This window comes from Mycobacterium sp. WUMAC-067 (assembly GCF_020217485.1).
In the GTDB taxonomy this organism is placed as follows: domain Bacteria; phylum Actinomycetota; class Actinomycetes; order Mycobacteriales; family Mycobacteriaceae; genus Mycobacterium.
On record NZ_JAEKMI010000024.1, the window covers coordinates 1 to 15,734 of the forward strand.

A 15,734-nucleotide genomic window follows, 5' to 3' on the forward strand; every position below is an offset into this window, starting at 1 on the left:
ACTGGCGCGCCAGGCCGAAAGGCCTTCGTACGCTTGGTATTCCGATTCGACCCACGCCGTCGGGGATGGGGAGCCGCCGCCGTTCTAACGCGCCGGCGTCGGACGGCGCGGTCCGGTCATTTCTTGCTGGGAATGACGATCACCACAATCAGGGTGAGGATGGAGAAGAACAGTCCAAGGATTCCCCATCCCAGTGGGTTGCGGCCCTTCATCATGGCGATGACGCCGCAGACTATTGCGGCGATGATGCTGCCGATCGCGACGAAAATCCCTTTGATGCCACGCAGAATGAAGCCGGCCGCGACGGGATCCGAACTCGCCAGAATCATCGAATGCAACATGTCGATCCTTTCTGCCGCCCGGCTACAGGATTATTCCTCGGGGATAACCGCGGCGGACGGTGCGGTCGAGAATCCCCAGGGTCGCCCGCAGCGCGCCCTCAGACAGGATCGGGAAAATCCCGGCTTCCCGCCACTTGGGGTCGATGTCCGACCAGTCGTAGAACGAGGTGACCACGGTGGCCGCGCCGTCTTCGGTGGGCGCCAGCACGTAGCCGTACACATGGCCGATCGGCGGTTGGATCTGCCCCAGAACCGTCCACGCAATCAGGCGATCCTGCTCGAACTGCTTGATGTCGACGGTGACGTCGTATCTGCCCAATTGCGGGAAATCATTCAAGGATTCGCGGTCCATGTGGACGACGAAGGTGTCGCCGACGCCGCGCACCGGATCACCCTCGGCGTCTTGGAGCATCCCGGACGAATCGATCGCCACGTGGCCCTGCGGGTCGCACAGCACGGCGAAGATGTCCGACGCGGGTGCGGCGATTGTGCGGGAAGTCTCGATGCGTTCGGTCATAAGTCCTCGTGGCTGACGTGGAGGGCGACGATCCGAAGCTTAGCCCCGGGTCCGGCCTTCATCAGAAGAGGGCTAATGCGGTGAGTTGACCAGATAACACTGCACGCGGCGAACGGCGTCCTCGCGCTTGACTCCCATGTTCACCAACCTCTCAACGACTTCGGCAGCTGGCACACCCGAAATAATGTCGTTGTCAATCACATGGACGCTGGGGAACCACAGGTCTGCACTCACCCCCGGCGGTGGGGGCTTCGCGTCGCCTCCGATGCATTGGGCGTAGCCATTGGCGCCGGTTTCCGAGTGAGCGGGCGACGCCCCCATCAGTACGACGACGGGAATGCCTACCGCCGCCGCGACATGGATCAAACGCATGCCTGAACACCCCGCCTTCGCCTCGGTTAACCGAAACTAATCTGGTTTGCTACCTCGCACAAGGCCGACTTTCGAAGGCGCACACAGGGTCGGATGAGCCGCCGGCGCTTGACTCGATCTCGAACTGATGTTCGAATGAAGGGATGCGGTGGGCAAACCAGGCCGTCGCGGTCAACGGGAAGCCGGTGGAGGACGGGGCGCTGCCGGGGCTGCAACGTATCGGTTTCGTCCGCAGCGTGCGCTCGCCGCAGTTCGAGGGGATCACCTTTCACGAGGTGCTGTGCAAGTCCGCGCTGAACAAGGTGCCGAACGCGGCGGCCCTGCCGTTTCGCTATACGGTCAACGGCTACCGCGGCTGCTCGCATGCCTGCCGGTACTGCTTCGCCCGGCCCACCCACGAATATCTGGAGTTGAACTGCGGCAACGACTTTGACACCCAGGTCGTCGTCAAGACCAACGTGGCCGAGGTGCTGCGCCGCGAACTGCGCCGCCCGTCGTGGCAGCGCGAGACCGTCGCCCTGGGCACCAACACCGATCCCTACCAGCGGGCCGAGGGGCGCTACGCGTTGATGCCCGCCATCATCGGCGCCCTGGCCGAATCGGGTACGCCGTTCTCGATCCTGACCAAGGGCACCCTGCTGCGCCGCGACCTGCCGCTGATCGCCGACGCCACAGCGCAGGTCCCGGTGTCGGTCGCGGTGTCGCTGGCGGTCGGGGATGCCGAGCTGCACCGCGACGTCGAGCCCGGCACGCCCACCCCGCAGGCCCGGCTGGGTCTGATCGGCGCGATCCGCGCCGCGGGGCTGGACTGTCATGTGATGGTCGCGCCGGTGCTGCCGTATCTCACCGATTCCGTCGAGCATCTCGACGGGCTGCTCGGCCAGATCGCGGCGGCCGGCGGCGGCAGCGTGACGGTTTTCGGTCTGCACCTGCGCAGCTCGACCCGCGGATGGTTCATGTCCTGGCTGGCGCGCTCCCATCCCGAACTGGTCGGCCGCTACCGCGAGCTGTACCGGCGGGGCGCCTACCTGCCGCAGGGTTATCGCGACATGCTGCGGGAGCGGGCCGCCCCGCTGATCGCCAAATACCGGCTGGCCGGCGATCACCGCCCGTTCTCCCAGGCGGTTTCGGCCGCGGCGCCGGAACCCGTTCAGCAGACGTTGTTTTGAGCTAGCCGGTCTTGTCGCGGCGCGGCTTGGTCAGCGTGAATTCGTCGATCACGACCATGGCGCCGAGCGGGCCCCGCAGCGCATAGTGCGTCGCCTTGATCGAGGTGTTGCCGCCGGGGTGGCCCGGGTCGACGTCGAAAGCCGCGAAGCCGTAAGGGTTGTCGCGGTCGCGGAACGCCGACCATGGCGCGTCCTCGAGGACGTAGATCGGCGCCTTGCGCCGCAGTCCGGGGTCAAACGCCCCCACGCCGGTGACCACCCGGCATCGGGGTTCGGGGAAGAACATCCCGTTGCTCGGCGCCGAGGTGCCGCCGCCGCCGATGACCAGGTGCACCGTTCCCCGGGTGGAGTCGATGAGATCGCTTCGGGTGTCGACGGGTATCGGCGTTCGGGTGTCGGTCCCCAGCGTCCCCCGCAACGGGTGCGAGCGCTCGTAGTGGTGTTCGTGGCCGCACACCACCAGATCGACCTGATACCGGTCGAACAGCGGCAGCCATTCCTCCCGAATGCCCAGGTCGGCCCCGTTGGTTTTGTCGGCGGTGGAGATCGCCGTCTGGTGCATGCACACGACCACCCAGTCGATGTCCGGATCGCTCCGGGCCGCGGCGAGTTCGCTTGCCAGCCAGCGCTTTTGCTCTCCGCCGGAGTAGCCGTGCACGTAGGAGTTGCCGCCGTCCTGGTAGGCCACGTCGTCGTTGGCCAGGCTGATCACCCGCACCGACCCGGCTTTGAACGAGTACCACAGGCCGCGGGTCTGGGGGCTGGACCCGGAATCGGGCACCGCGAAGTAGGTCTGGTAGGCGCCGTAACCGATTGGGCCGTTCCCCAATTCGTTCTCGTGGTTGCCGGCCGCCGGCATCCAGGGCCGGTGGCGCGCCGAGCGGGTGTTGTTGTCGAACCAGTTCGACCAGGTGCGGATCCGGTTTTGGGCCAGGTTGGCGTAGCACAGGTCGCCGTTGACCAGGTTGAACAGCGGGCCGAGGCGCTCGATGGCCATGGTGGTGTCGGCGGCGGCGGGCGAGCCGATGTTGTCGGTGGCATAGCGACCGTCGGGCATCTTGGCCAGGGCCGGGGTCGATTGGTCGCCGAAGCTGGTGAAACGCAATGGCTTTCGTCCTGACGGTGCCGTGCGCACGGTTCCCTGTTCCGGTTCGGCGCCGTCGTGCACCGCGGCGTACACGTAGTCGGTGTCCGGGGTCAGGTCGGTCAGCCGGGCGTGGTTGACGCGAACTTCGGTGTTGGACTTCGCGTCCCGGTAGGTGCGGGTCTCGGCGGCCACGGTGCGGCCGAAGCCGGATGTCGGTGTGCCGAGCATGACGCGCGGATTGCGGACGGCGTCGGTGGTGTGCCAGGAGACCACCACCTCGGTCGCGGCGTCCTTGCCGAATTGCAGGTGCAGGCCGCCGATCGGCGGCGCGCCGTTGCGGTCGGGCTGCAACCAGGCCGACGGCCCGCGGGAGCTTGCGGACTGCGACCACAGCAGCGTGGCGCCGCCCACCCCGACGCCGCCGAGGACCGCGGAGGCCGCACTCGATGTGAGTAACCGGCGGCGGCTGATGCCGGCGGGTTCCGAATCGGTGCTCACCCTTGCTTCATACCGGAGCCGAGCAACCTGAAGGTGAACGCCCCGCATGGTAGGAGCCGTTTCCCGGATGCGGCTGTAACGGATTCGGTAGCGTTTGAGATATGACGAACGTGCGAATAGCGACCACGGGGATCGCGGCGGCGACGTTTGCCGCGGCCGCTGCGATGATTGCGACGCCCGCGACCTCCCATGCGGATCCCGCCGGCCACCAGGTGACGTACACGATCACCGCCACCGGCAACCTGACCGGCAACGTCAGGTACATGAACAGCGATCCGCCCAGCCAGGCGGCCTTCAACTCGAACGCGTCGCAGTTCCTGAACACCGTGCAGACGGCGTTCGCCGCCGGGCAGCCGCTCGTCTACAACGCCACCCTGGCGGACCCCAACCAGTGGGCGTTCGTCAACGCCAGCGGCGGATGCCACTGGCCGGACTGCGACTCGTCGAACATGCCGCAGATTCAGTGCCAGATCGCGGTGGACGGCCAGGTCGTGGTGACCCAGAGCGCCACCACTGGCGTCACCTGCTCGACGCGTCCCTGGTAGCCACGACGACGACTTCGGCGGGTTCGGCGCCCACGGCCCGGACCTTGTGGCTGATCGACGCGTCGAAATAGGCGCTGTCGCCGGGCCCGAGCGTGTACGTCTGATCCCCGTAGTCGAGTTCGACGGTCCCGGCGTGCACGAACATGAATTCCTGACCCGCGTGCTCGGGATGAGGGTCATCGGCCAGCATCTCCGTCGGGCGAACCACGAACGGCGACATCGACTTTCCCAGCAGCGACGTGGCCAGCACCCGGTAGCGCTCGCCCTCGGCGGTCGCGGCGCGTTCGACGGTGATCTTCTCGTGCGCCGCCTCGTCGGAGAACAGCCGCCCGACGTCGACGTCCAGCGCCTTGGCGACCTTGAGGGCGACCGCGATCGACGGCGTGCTGCGCCGACGTTCGATCTTCGACAGGTAGCTCTTGGTCAGCCCGGTCTGCTGGGCCAGGGCCTCCAGGGTGAGGCCGCGTTGCTTGCGGACCGCGCGCAGCAGTGCGGTCACCGGCCGCCCCTCTCATGACACAAGGTTTCCTATAGTGATACTATTGTGTCACACGTTCGCGCCGAGGGAGCCCGTTATGGCCAGCACGTTCACCGATTCGAAATCCGACTTGATGCGGCGGGCCGCCGAACAGTTGACGGCCTTTCAAGCCAAAGACGCCGCCGATTCGCAGCTGACCACGCGCCAGAAGCTGGCCCTGACGTGCCGCGCGCTGTTCGACGCCGGGCACGACTCCGGGCTGGCCGGACAGATCACCGCCCGCGCCGAGACGGACGGCACCTACTACACCCAGCGGCTCGGCCTGGGTTTCGACGAGATCACCGACGCCAACCTGCTCCTGGTCGACGAGGACCTCAACGTCCTCGATGGTGACGGGATGGCCAACCCCGCCAACCGTTTTCACAGCTGGATCTATCGCGCCCGCCCCGACGTGCAATGCATCGTGCACACGCACGCGTTCCACGTGGCGGCGCTGTCGATGCTGGAGGTTCCGCTGATCGTGTCCCACATGGACACCACACCGCTCTACGGCGACTGCGCGTTTCTGGCCAAGTGGCCGGGCGTGCCGGTCGGCAACGAAGAGGGGGAGATCATCTCCGCCGCGCTCGGTGACAAGAAGGCGGTCCTGCTGGCCCACCACGGCCACGTCATCGCCGGCGCCAGCGTCGAGGAGGCGTGCTCGTTGGGAGTCCTCATCGAGCGCGCCGCCAAACTGCAGCTGGCCGCGATGGCCGCCGGCACCGTCAAAGAGCTACCCGAAGAACTGGCCCGCGAGGCCCACGACTGGACGCTGTCGCCGCAGCGTAGTCGCGCCAACTTCGCCTACTACGCCCGCCGGGCCCTGGCCCGGCACCCGGACGTGCTGACCGGCTAAACCGTTACCCACCAACCGAATCCGAGGAGTCCGCCTGTGGTGCAAACGTCCGAGCCCAAGATCCACGGCATCATCGCCTACCCGGTAACACCGTTCTCTGGGGACGGCATCGACACGAAACGCCTTGCGGCGCTGGTCGACCGGCTGGTGTCCACGGGTGTTCATGCGATCGCGCCGCTGGGCAGCACCGGTGAACTCGCCTATCTGGACGAACCCGAATTCGACACCGTGGTCGACACCACCATCGCCACCGTCGCGGGCCGGGTGCCGGTGGTCGTCGGCGTGTCGGATGTGACCACCGCCAAGTCCGTTCGTCGCGCCACCTACGCCCAGCAGGCCGGGGCCGACGCCGTGATGATCCTGCCCGTGTCCTACTGGAAGCTGACCGAGCGGGAGATCTTCCAGCACTACCGCAGCATCGGCGACGCCATCTCGATCCCGATCATGGCCTACAACAACCCGGCCACCAGCGGCGTCGACATGCCGCCGGAGTTGCTGGTCCGCATGTTCGAATCCATCGACAACGTGACCATGGTCAAGGAGTCCACCGGCGACCTGACCCGCATGCAGCGCATCGCCGAACTGTCCGGCAACCGGCTGCCCTTCTACAACGGCAGCAACCCGCTGGTGCTCGACGCGCTCAAGGCCGGCGCGTCCGGATGGTGCACGGCCGCACCGTGTTTGCGGCCCCAGCCGTGCATCGACCTCTACGAGGCGGTGCGCGCGAACGACCTCGACACGGCCCAGAAGCTGTACGACGATCTCAAGCCGCTGCTCACCTTCATCGTCGCGGGCGGACTGGCCACCACCGTCAAGGCCGGTCTGGAGCTGCTCGACTTCCCGGTCGGGGACCCGCGCGCGCCGCTGCTCCCGCTCGATGAGCAGGGTCGCACCGAACTGAAAGGCCTACTGGCTTAGCCCGATTGCGCTGCTCGTCCTCACCCCGCTGCGCGGGCTGCATCGTCGTAGGGCTAGCCCGATTGCCCTACTCCTCCTCACCCCGCTGCGCGGGGTGCATCGTCGTAGGGCTAGCCCAATTCCGGCGCGGAGAAGGTGTCGCACTGCTTCGGGTCACCGGTCTGATAGCCGACGGTGAACCAATGCTGGCGCTGGTCCGAGGAACCGTGCGTCCAGGACTCGGGGTTGACCCGTCCGGTCGCCTGCTTCTGGATGCGGTCGTCGCCCACCGATGCCGCGGCCGAGAGGGCATCGGCAATGTCCTTGTCGCTCAACGGCTCCAGGTAGGGCACACCGGTGCTCTCCTGCTTGACCGTCGAGGCGTAGTGCGCCCAGATCCCGGCGTAGCAGTCGGCCTGCAGCTCGGTGCGCACGCCGTTGCCGCCGGAGCCCTGCGCGCCCTGCTGGGCGCGGCCGAGCAGGCCCTGCAGCTGTTGCACGTGGTGGCCGTATTCGTGGGCAACGACGTACTCCTGGGCGAATGGCCCACCGCTGGAACCGAATCGGTCGACCAGCTCTTGGAAGAAATCGGTGTCGAAGTACGCCGTCTGGTCGGCCGGGCAGTAGAACGGCCCGACCGCGGTGGTGGCCGCCCCGCAGCCGGTGCTCACCCGGGCGGTGAACAGCCGCACATGGGGACGGGTGTAACCGTTCATCAGCTGATGCCACACCGCGTCCACGGAGTTACCGGTGGCGACCACGCGGCACTGCACGTACTTGTTGGCGTCTGCGCCGGTCTTGCACTGGCTCAGGTCGAAGCCGGGCGCGGAATAGCCGCCGGTGTTGGTCTGCGGCTGGTTCATCACGCGACCGGGGTCGACGCCCAAAAACAGCGCCCCGAGCAGGATGATCAGCCCGAGGCCGCCGCCCCCGACGGCCATCCCCATCCCGCCGCCGCCGGACGACGACGCTGCGCTGGTGTCGATCTGCATGCCCTCGTTGAAGGTCATGACACGCTCCTAAGGTTGCCGGGTCGCAAGGGAGTCGGTGTAGCTGCGGAGATTGCGCAGGTATCGGCGCAGGGCCAGGTTCAGCAGCGGCCCGACCACCACCATCGCCAGCTTCGCCGGGCCGGCCGGCTTCTGGGCCATGGTCCACGTCAGCCGGCAGCCGCCCGGGATGACCTCGACCCGGTAGTCCTCGGCGAAGGCCGCCACGGATTTGGTCGAGCATTCATTGAACCGAAACGCCATGTGCGTGAAGGGTTCCCACGCGAGGAATTCCTCGTTGCCGACGATGCCGCCGCGCATCTCGACGACGCGGGTGGTGCCGACGCCGCGCGGCTCGGGGCTGGTCCAGGTCACCTTGGTGATCACCTTCGCCCAGCGCGGCCAGGATCCCGCGTCGGAGAGCACCTCGAACAGCTGCTCGGGGGTGATGGCCAGGTCGACGCTGTTGCGGAACGCAAATGGCGCCGTATCGATGAAGTTCACGTCGACGCGCTCGCAGGGGAACATGAAAATAATCTAGCCGGGGCCGTCGCTGGCCGCGGCCAGTAAGGGCACCACGACGTCGCTGATCGGTGTGGCCAGGCCGTGGGCGCGGGCCTTGCGAATGATGACGCCGTTGCGGACGTCCCATTCCATCGGCCGGTGATTTTCCGCGTCGGCCAGGATCGACGTGCTCATGTCCTCGGCGACGTTGCGGAACATGTCGGCCAACTCGTCGACGATGCCGTCGGGCAGGCGGGCGCCCTCGGCGCGGGCGACGGCCAGGCATTCGGCGACATAGCCGCGCGACAGCGCGGCCACGTCGTCGCGGCGGAACATCCCGGACCGCCGCCGCGACAGCGCCATGAACCCGGCCAGCGCGTTGGTGAGCAGCTTGCGCCAGGCCGCGGTGATGATGTCGGGGTCGCAGTCCACCCGGCAGCCGGCGCCGCGCAGCAGGTCGGCGACCGTCGCCGCCGAGGGCCCGCTGGGCAGCACCAGGGCCGCCTCGCCGCGCAGCCGCACCCAGCCGTCGGGCTGGGTCTCGGCCGAGTACCAGACGATGCCGGGGATGACGGGCGATTGCGGGCAGTGCGGCTGCACCTGTTCGACCTGCTCCACACCGTTTTGCAGCACCACGACGATGGTGTGGACGTCGCAGAGCCGGGCCAGCCAGCCGGCCGCCCGCTCGTTCTGGGTGGCCTTGACGGCCAACAGCACCACGTCCACCGGGTCGGAAACCTCCGCGGGATCGGTGTGCACCGGGCCGGGGACGACGATCGGGTCGGCGCCGTCGGGCCGCAGTTCGATGCTCTCGCGCGGGGTGCGGCCGCACACCACGACCGAATGTCCGGCCCGATGCAGCAGCGCGGCGACCGTCGTACCGACGGCGCCCGGACCGACGAGTGCGATGTTTGTGGCGATACGAGCGAAACTACACCGCCCCTTAGACTGATCTGTCGTCCAACGTGAAGGGGAGTGTTTTTGTGCTGCGCAGCCACGCCGCCGGGTCGCTGAGGAGTAGCGACGCCGGGCAGCAGGTGACGCTAGCGGGCTGGGTGGCCCGCCGCCGCGACCACGGCGGCGTCATCTTCATCGACCTGCGCGACGCCTCCGGGATCACCCAGGTGGTGTTCCGCGCCGACGACGTGCTGCCCCAGGCGCACCGGCTGCGCGCCGAGTTCTGCGTCGCGGTCACCGGTGTGGTCGAGATCCGCCCGGAAGGCAACGCCAACCCCGAGATCGCCACCGGCGACATCGAGGTCAACGCCACCGCGCTGACCGTGCTGGGGGAGAGCGCGCCGCTGCCCTTTCAGCTCGACGAGCCCGCCGGCGAGGAACTGCGGCTGAAGTACCGCTACCTCGATTTGCGGCGCGACGGCCCCTCGGAAGCAATTCGGTTGCGCTCCAAGGTGAATGCCGCCGCGCGCGCGGTGCTCGCGCAGCACGATTTCGTGGAGATCGAAACACCGACGATCACCCGCTCGACCCCCGAAGGAGCGCGCGACTTTCTGGTGCCGGCCCGGCTGCACCCCGGCTCGTTCTACGCCCTGCCGCAGAGCCCGCAGCTGTTCAAGCAGCTGCTGATGGTCGCCGGGATGGAGCGCTACTACCAGATCGCCCGCTGCTATCGCGACGAGGATTTCCGCGCCGACCGCCAGCCGGAGTTCACCCAGCTCGACATGGAGATGAGCTTCGTGGACGCCGAGGACATCCTCGCCATCTCCGAGGAGATCCTGTCCGCGCTGTGGGCGCTGATCGGGTATGAGATCCCGACGCCCATCCCGCGGATCAGTTACGCCGAGGCGATGCAACGGTTCGGCTCCGACAAGCCCGACATGCGTTTCGGGCTCGAACTCGTCGACTGCACAGAGTTCTTCTCCGACACCACATTTCGCGTCTTCCAGGCACCGTACGTCGGTGCCGTGGTGATGCCGGGCGGTGCCTCGCAGCCCCGGCGGACGCTGGACGGCTGGCAGGAGTGGGCCAAGCAGCGCGGCCACCGCGGCCTGGCCTACGTGCTGATCGCCGACGACGGCACGCTGGGCGGCCCGGTCGCCAAGAACCTGTCCGACGCCGAACGCGACGGCCTGGCCGCCCACGTGGGGGCCAAGCCGGGGGATTGCGTGTTCTTCTCGGCGGGCCCGTCGAAGCCGTCGCGGGCCCTGCTGGGGGCGGCGCGCGGTGAGATCGCGCACCGGCTGGGCATGATCGACCCGGACGCCTGGGCGTTCGTCTGGGTGGTGGACCCGCCGCTGTTCGAGCCCGCCGACGACGCGACCGCGGCCGGCGACGTGGCCGTCGGCTCGGGCGCGTGGACCGCGGTGCACCACGCGTTCACCTCACCCAAGCCGGGTCACGAGGACGCGATCGACACCGATCCGGGCAACGTGCTCGCCGACGCCTACGACATCGTCTGCAACGGCAACGAGATCGGCGGCGGCTCGATTCGTATCCACCGCCGCGACATCCAGGAGCGGGTGTTCGCGGTGATGGGACTGGACCACGCCGAGGCCGAAGAAAAGTTCGGGTTCCTGTTGGAGGCGTTCACCTTTGGCGCACCTCCGCACGGCGGGATCGCCTTCGGCTGGGACCGGATCAACGCCCTGCTGTCCGGGGTGGACTCCATCCGCGAGGTGATCGCGTTCCCGAAGACCGGCGGCGGCGTCGACCCGCTCACCGATGCGCCGGCGCCGATCACCGCCCAGCAGCGCAAGGAGTCCGGAATAGACGCCAAGCCCGAGAAGGTTGACCGGGCATGAGCGAACACCTCCCGGACACCGAGACCATCAACGCGTTCAACCAGTCCGTCGCCGACGAGTTCCGCGCCAACGGCGGCAAGGTCGGCGGCCAGTTCGCCAATGCCAACCTGCTGCTGCTGCACACGACCGGCGCCAAGTCCGGCCAGCCCCGGGTGTCGCCGCTGGCGTACTTCCACATCGACGGCAAGCTCATCGTCATCGGCTCCTTCGCCGGCGCCCCGGTCAGCCCGGCCTGGGTGCACAACCGGCGGGCCAACCCGAGCGCCCGCGTCGAGGTCGGAACCGACGCATTCGACGTCACCGCGCGCGAGCTGCCGACCGACGAGCGCGACGCTCTCTTCGACAAGGTCACCGCCGCGGCGCCCGGCTTCGCCGAGTACCAGGCCAAGACCAGCAGGGTGATTCCGCTGTTCGAGTTAATCCGGACCTAGCCGGTGGGCGCTTCGCGGCCGGCGGTGCCCTCGAGGGTCCTCGCCGCCGCGCGCGCGGGCGGCAAGCGGCTGCGCGCGGTGTGGTTCAACCTGGCGCAGACGTCGGCGGCCGCCGGGGTGTCCTGGTACCTGACGCACGACGTCCTGGGCCACCCGCAGCCGTTCTTCGCGCCGATCGCCGCCGCGGTGTCGTTGTCGACCAGCAACGTGCTCCGCGCGCAACGCGCCATCCAGATGATGATCGGGGTGACCCTCGGCATCGGGCTGGGCTCGGCGGTCCAGGGCCTGCTCGGGCCCGGCGCGGTGCCGATCGCCGTCGCCGCGTTGATCGCGCTCGGCGCCGCGGTCTTCATCGGGGGCGGCTTCATCGGGCACGGGATGATGTTCGCGAACCAGACCATCGTGTCGGCGATCCTGGTGCTGGCCCTCTACCACGGTGGCGTCGGGCTGGAACGCATCTTCGACGCGCTGATCGGCGGTGCGGTGGCCATCGTCTTCGCCGTGCTGCTGTTTCCCGCCGACCCACTGCAGCTGCTGCGCGCCGCGCGGGTCGGCGTGCTGGCCGTGCTGCACGACGTCTTGACGCGCGCCGCCGACGTCGCCGCCGGACGCAAAGCCGCCTCGCCGGACTGGCCGCTGACGGCCGTCGACCGGGTGCACGAACAGCTCAGCGGCCTGCTCGAGGCGCGCACCACCGCCCGCCACGTCGTCACCATCGCCCCGCGCCGATGGGGCCTGCGCGAGGCCGTGCACGCCGCCGATCACCAGGCCGTGCACGTGGCCCTGCTGGCCGGCTCCGTGTTGCAGCTGGCCCGGGCGATCGGCCCCCTCCCGGACGGCGGCCGCGAACAGCGTGCCCAGCCCGTGCACACGGTGCTGGTCGTGCTCGCCGCCGCAACCGCACTCGCCGACCGCGACGCCGCCGGCGCCTGCGCGTATGCGGCGTCGGCCCGCCATCACGCGTCGCAGTTGCCGTCGGGTGCCGGCGAGAAAACCCAGGTGATGCTCGCCGACGCCGTCACCGCCTGCATCGACGACCTGCAACGGGTCATCGACCTTCGGCACGTGTGAATCTCACCGCGAGTCGGCCAGGAACTCCTGCACCAGTTTCCGCGGCGCCTGCGTCAGCCACGCCTCGGTGATGAGCTCCTGGAGGTCGCGCACCGAGATCTCGGCCAGGTTGACCAGCACGGCGGGATAGCCGTCGAAATGCGGGGTGGTGAAGTAGGTTTGCGGCTCGTCGTCGATCAGCGCGAATTTGACTCCCTCGTCGGACACCCGAACACCGAGGATGTCGCCCCGCGGGGGTTCTGGGCCGTTTCGCGCCAGGGCCTCGCGTTCCGAGGGCCGCAGCGGCCGCTCCCAGGCCAGCAATTTCTTGCCGACCCGCCAGTCGTGCGGTGACGGCTCGGAGGTGAGGGCCAGCTCGCCGACGATGCGGGCGACCTCGTCCCACGTGGCCACTCCTCGATTGTGCTCCCGTTTCCGCGCCGTTGCCGTCGTATCGGCAAACCGCCGCTGCCGACAGTCCGTAACGACGCGGTGTGTGATCTGATCAGCCTTGTGTCTGAAGCAGACGCCGGGGCCGCCCGCCGGCATCGAGTCACCCACCGCACCGAATACCGCTACTCCGACGTCGTGACCAGCTCGTACGGTCGCGGCTTCCTGACCCCGCGCGACTCGCTGCGGCAGCGTCGCGTCGCGCATCGGCTGATCATCGAGCCGGCTCCCGCCGACAGCTCCACCAGCACGGACACCTACGGGAACATCAGCTCCTACTTCCACGTGACCGAGCCGCACACCGTCCTGACGGTGGTCAGCGATTCCGTCGTCGACGTCTATCCGCCGGCGCCGGGCCTGTACTCCGGCGGGGCGGCGCTGAAGCCCTGGGAGGAGGCCCGGCCGGCGGGCCGCGTCGGGGCGCTGGCAGCCGAGTTCACCCTGGACCTGAATCCGCCGGAGATCACCGACGAGGTCCGCGAGTACGCCGCGCCCAGCTTCACGCCCGGACGCCCGTTGATCGAGGTGCTGCGCGACCTGGCGTCGCGGATCTTCACCGACTTCACGTACCGGTCGGGGTCGACGACGATTTCCACCGGGGTCAAGGAGGTTCTGGCGGCCCGGGAGGGGGTATGTCAAGACTTTGCCAGGCTGGCGATCGCCTGCCTGCGCGCCAACGGTTTGGCGGCCAGTTACGTGTCCGGCTACCTGGCCACCGACCCGCCCCCCGGAAAGGATCGGATGATCGGCATCGACGCCACGCACGCCTGGGCCGCGGTGTGGACTCCGCAGGACCCCGGCCAATTCGAGTGGCTGGGGCTCGATCCCACCAACGACCAGATGGTCGACCAGCGCTACATCGTGGTGGGACGCGGCCGCGACTACGCGGACGTCCCGCCGCTGCGCGGCATCATCTACACCGACTCGCGGCACAGTGTGATCGACGTCGCCGTCGACGTCGTGCCCTACTCGGACCCCATTGAAGGCGACTTCTCGCATGCGTGACTTCACCTGCCCCAACTGTGGCCAGCGCCTGACGTTCGAGAACTCGACGTGCCTGAATTGCGGTAGCGCGCTAGGCTTTTCGCTCGAGCAGATGGCGCTGCTGGTGATCTCCGACGGCGAGTCAACCGAGCACGCCGGTGTCGTGCCCGCCAGCGAGTACCAGTTGTGCGCCAATCTTCAAGTGGCCGAATGCAATTGGCTGGTTCCGGTCAACACCCCGCGGTTGCTGTGCACGTCGTGTGCGCTGACCGCCGAACGCCCCAACGACGCCGACACCGTCGGGCTGGCCGAATTCGCCCGGGCCGAGGCGGCCAAACGACGGCTGATCGCCGAGCTGCACGAGCTGAAGCTGCCGATCGTCGGGCGTGACAAGGATCCCGACTACGGGCTGGCGTTCCGGCTGTTGTCCAGCGCACACGAAAACGTGATGACCGGGCACGCGAACGGGATCATCACCATCGATTTGGCCGAGGGTGACGACGTGCATCGCGAGCAGCTGCGGGTCGAAATGGACGAGCCGTACCGGACCCTGCTGGGGCACTTCCGCCACGAGATCGGGCACTACTACTTCTACCGGCTGGTCGCCCCCTACCGCGAACACCTGGAGCGGTTCAACGAGCTCTTCGGCGACCCCGACGCCGACTACTCCGAGGCGCTCGACCGCCACTACAGCGAGGGCGCGCCCGAGGGCTGGCAGAACGACTTCGTCTCGTCCTATGCCACCATGCACCCGAGCGAGGACTGGGCCGAGACGTTCGCCCACTACCTGCACATCCGGGACGCGCTGGACACCTCGGCGTGGTGCGGACTGGCGGCGGCCTCGGCCACCTTCGACCGGCCGGCCCTGGGGCCCAGCGCATTTCAGACGATCATCGACATGTGGCTGCCGCTGTCGTGGTCACTGAACATGGTGAACCGGTCGATGGGGCACGACGACCTGTACCCGTTCGTGCTGCCGACCGCGGTGCTCGAGAAGATGAAGTTCATCCACACCGTCGTCGACGAGGCGACGTCGGAGTCCCGGGGCCCCGCGTCGGTGGCGGGTTAGCGATGTGCTTCTCGATGACGGCGGATCTGGTGGTCGGCGCCGCCCTGGTGCCGGTCGCCGTGGCAACACTGCGCGAGGTGAAGCACTGGCGCGAAGTGCCCTTCGCCTTGCTGCCGACGGTGTTCTCGGTCCATCAGTTCATCGAGGCGGCGGTGTGGCCCAACGAATTGGTCTCCCCCGGGATGGCCCACCTGGCGATGCTTGCCTATGTCTTCATCGCGCTGCCGCTGCTTCCCGCCTGGGTTCCGTGGGCGATCTTGATGCTGGAGCCGCGCGGTGCCCGGCTACGGGTGGCGCCTTTTGCGGTGCTCGGCACCGCCGTGTCGGCGTATCTGGCTGTCATCGTGCTCACCGAACCAGTCAAAGTGACGCAGTGCCCCCATGCGCTGCAGTACCAGACCGCGGTTCACGACGGCTACGTGTGGGCGGCGCTCTACATCATCGCCGTCATCGGGCCGGCGGTGCTGTCGGGCTATCGCTCCATCGTGGTGTTCGGGATAGCCAACCTGGTGGGGCTGACGGTGGTCGCCGTCCTCTACGTGCAGGCGTTCGCGTCACTGTGGTGCATCTATGCCGCGACGCTCTCGGTCCTGGCGCTGGTGCACATGGTGCGGCGTCGGCGCCTGCCCGATCCACACCGCTACCACGGCATCGCCGCGGAGCGGGAGACATCGAACGCGTGAAGTCGTACGGCTAGGG

19 protein-coding genes are annotated in these 15,734 nt (G+C 68.2%); 10 read left to right on the top strand and 9 right to left on the bottom strand.

Annotated elements, in window-relative coordinates:
- Positions 1–116: 116 nt before the first annotated feature.
- The 3 genes from JF781_RS17305 to JF781_RS17315 all read right to left on the bottom strand — a co-directional run bounded on the left by JF781_RS17305 (position 117) and on the right by JF781_RS17315 (position 1,230).
- Positions 117–341 carry a deoxyribodipyrimidine photolyase gene (locus JF781_RS17305; RefSeq protein ID WP_225328495.1) on the bottom strand — a complete coding sequence of 75 codons (225 nt, stop codon included), beginning with the start codon at positions 339–341 and terminating at the stop codon, positions 117–119.
- Between the two features lie 22 nt (positions 342–363).
- Positions 364–858 (bottom strand): SRPBCC family protein, encoded by a 495-nt coding sequence (locus JF781_RS17310; protein WP_225328494.1) that lies wholly within the window; start codon positions 856–858, stop codon positions 364–366.
- Positions 859–930: 72 nt separating this feature from the next.
- A complete protein-coding gene (locus JF781_RS17315) occupies positions 931–1,230 on the bottom strand; it encodes a hypothetical protein (protein ID WP_225328493.1) in 300 nt (99 codons plus the stop codon).
- Between the two features lie 143 nt (positions 1,231–1,373).
- On the opposite strand from JF781_RS17315, the gene JF781_RS17320 reads away from it, so the two are divergent.
- Positions 1,374–2,399: an Rv2578c family radical SAM protein gene (locus JF781_RS17320; protein WP_225328492.1), complete on the top strand. Its 1,026-nt coding sequence runs from the start codon at positions 1,374–1,376 to the stop codon at positions 2,397–2,399.
- 1 nt (position 2,400) lies between these two features.
- On the opposite strand, the gene JF781_RS17325 is transcribed toward JF781_RS17320, so the two are convergent.
- A complete protein-coding gene (locus JF781_RS17325) occupies positions 2,401–3,984 on the bottom strand; it encodes a metallophosphoesterase family protein (protein ID WP_225328491.1) in 1,584 nt (527 codons plus the stop codon).
- A 101-nt stretch (positions 3,985–4,085) separates the two neighbouring features.
- Between JF781_RS17325 and JF781_RS17330 the strand changes: the two genes are divergently transcribed.
- A complete protein-coding gene (locus JF781_RS17330; RefSeq protein ID WP_225328490.1) occupies positions 4,086–4,529 on the top strand; it encodes a hypothetical protein in 444 nt (147 codons plus the stop codon).
- On the opposite strand, the gene JF781_RS17335 is transcribed toward JF781_RS17330, so the two are convergent.
- Positions 4,504–5,028 (bottom strand): helix-turn-helix domain-containing protein, encoded by a 525-nt coding sequence (locus JF781_RS17335; RefSeq protein ID WP_225328489.1) that lies wholly within the window; start codon positions 5,026–5,028, stop codon positions 4,504–4,506. The two genes, JF781_RS17330 and JF781_RS17335, sit on opposite strands and share 26 nt — an antisense overlap.
- Before the next feature lie 76 nt (positions 5,029–5,104).
- Here JF781_RS17335 and JF781_RS17340 point away from each other — a divergent pair, with 76 nt between their 5' ends.
- Together JF781_RS17340 and JF781_RS17345 are read left to right on the top strand one after the other, a co-directional pair.
- Positions 5,105–5,902 carry an aldolase gene (locus JF781_RS17340; protein WP_225328488.1) on the top strand — a complete coding sequence of 266 codons (798 nt, stop codon included), beginning with the start codon at positions 5,105–5,107 and terminating at the stop codon, positions 5,900–5,902.
- A 36-nt stretch (positions 5,903–5,938) separates the two neighbouring features.
- Entirely contained in the window at positions 5,939–6,820 is an 882-nt protein-coding gene (locus tag JF781_RS17345) for a dihydrodipicolinate synthase family protein (RefSeq protein ID WP_225328487.1), read from the top strand.
- 110 nt (positions 6,821–6,930) lie between these two features.
- Here JF781_RS17345 and JF781_RS17350 read toward each other — a convergent pair whose 3' ends face one another.
- From JF781_RS17350 to JF781_RS17360, 3 genes are read right to left on the bottom strand one after another with little or no spacing between them, the layout of a single operon-like run.
- Positions 6,931–7,809, bottom strand: a complete 879-nt coding sequence (locus tag JF781_RS17350) for a neutral zinc metallopeptidase (RefSeq protein ID WP_225328486.1) — start codon at positions 7,807–7,809, stop codon at positions 6,931–6,933.
- A 9-nt stretch (positions 7,810–7,818) separates the two neighbouring features.
- On the bottom strand, positions 7,819–8,316 hold the full coding sequence (locus tag JF781_RS17355) for an SRPBCC family protein (RefSeq protein ID WP_225328485.1): 498 nt from the start codon (positions 8,314–8,316) through the stop codon (positions 7,819–7,821).
- Positions 8,317–8,325: 9 nt separating this feature from the next.
- Entirely contained in the window at positions 8,326–9,213 is an 888-nt protein-coding gene (locus JF781_RS17360) for an oxidoreductase (protein WP_225328501.1), read from the bottom strand.
- Between the two features lie 44 nt (positions 9,214–9,257).
- Here JF781_RS17360 and aspS point away from each other — a divergent pair, with 44 nt between their 5' ends.
- The 3 genes from aspS to JF781_RS17375 are packed head-to-tail and all read left to right on the top strand — an operon-like array spanning position 9,258 to position 12,553.
- Entirely contained in the window at positions 9,258–11,051 is a 1,794-nt protein-coding gene (aspS, locus tag JF781_RS17365) for an aspartate--tRNA ligase (protein WP_225328484.1), read from the top strand.
- Complete coding sequence (locus JF781_RS17370) at positions 11,048–11,482, top strand: nitroreductase family deazaflavin-dependent oxidoreductase (RefSeq protein WP_225328483.1); 435 nt, start codon at positions 11,048–11,050, stop codon at positions 11,480–11,482. Before aspS ends, JF781_RS17370 begins: the two co-directional genes overlap by 4 nt.
- A 3-nt stretch (positions 11,483–11,485) precedes the next feature.
- On the top strand, positions 11,486–12,553 hold the full coding sequence (locus tag JF781_RS17375; protein WP_225328482.1) for an aromatic acid exporter family protein: 1,068 nt from the start codon (positions 11,486–11,488) through the stop codon (positions 12,551–12,553).
- 3 nt (positions 12,554–12,556) lie between these two features.
- Here JF781_RS17375 and JF781_RS17380 read toward each other — a convergent pair whose 3' ends face one another.
- The gene (locus tag JF781_RS17380; RefSeq protein WP_008258269.1) at positions 12,557–12,946 is read right to left on the bottom strand and encodes an MmcQ/YjbR family DNA-binding protein; all 390 of its coding nucleotides are present in this window, start codon (positions 12,944–12,946) and stop codon (positions 12,557–12,559) included.
- An 87-nt stretch (positions 12,947–13,033) separates the two neighbouring features.
- On the opposite strand from JF781_RS17380, the gene JF781_RS17385 reads away from it, so the two are divergent.
- Genes JF781_RS17385 through JF781_RS17395 form a run of 3 tightly spaced genes read left to right on the top strand, consistent with a single transcriptional unit; the run spans position 13,034 to position 15,718 of the window.
- Positions 13,034–13,987 (top strand): transglutaminase family protein, encoded by a 954-nt coding sequence (locus JF781_RS17385; RefSeq protein WP_225328500.1) that lies wholly within the window; start codon positions 13,034–13,036, stop codon positions 13,985–13,987.
- Positions 13,980–15,035 carry a putative zinc-binding metallopeptidase gene (locus JF781_RS17390; protein ID WP_225328481.1) on the top strand — a complete coding sequence of 352 codons (1,056 nt, stop codon included), beginning with the start codon at positions 13,980–13,982 and terminating at the stop codon, positions 15,033–15,035. The genes JF781_RS17385 and JF781_RS17390 overlap by 8 nt, the downstream gene beginning before the upstream one ends.
- A 14-nt stretch (positions 15,036–15,049) precedes the next feature.
- Complete coding sequence (locus JF781_RS17395) at positions 15,050–15,718, top strand: DUF6629 family protein (RefSeq protein ID WP_225328480.1); 669 nt, start codon at positions 15,050–15,052, stop codon at positions 15,716–15,718.
- The last annotated feature ends 16 nt before the right edge of the window (positions 15,719–15,734 follow it).